This is a genomic window from Psychrobacter sp. TB20-MNA-CIBAN-0197 (genome assembly GCF_040309765.1).
Lineage (GTDB): Bacteria > Pseudomonadota > Gammaproteobacteria > Pseudomonadales > Moraxellaceae > Psychrobacter > Psychrobacter submarinus.
The window spans coordinates 1-286 of the sequence record NZ_JBEOPC010000374.1 but is presented as its reverse complement, the minus strand read 5'-3'; the positions used below and the strand labels follow the sequence as shown (position 1 = coordinate 286).

At 38.8% G+C, this 286-nt stretch carries 1 pseudogene; it reads left to right on the top strand.

What is annotated here, in order from left to right:
* Positions 1–286: pseudogene (locus AAEY83_RS14100) on the top strand (type I glyceraldehyde-3-phosphate dehydrogenase); the annotation flags it as partial.

Genomic DNA, 286 nt, shown 5'->3' with positions numbered 1-286 from the left:
AGTTGATACAAAACTAGCCCGCGGTATAGACCGTATTTTACCTAAATTTAAAGGCCGCTTTGAAGCCATTGCTGTACGCGTGCCTACTATTAACGTAACGGCTATGGATTTAAGTGTAACGGTTAATACCGATGTAGATTTAAATGCAGTAAATAATGCACTTAAAGCACAAGCAAAAGACCGCTTAGAAGGTATTTTAAGTTATACCGAAGAGCCGCTTGTATCGGTTGATTTTAATCACGACCCACATTCTTGTATTATTGATGGCACACAAACACGTGTTAGT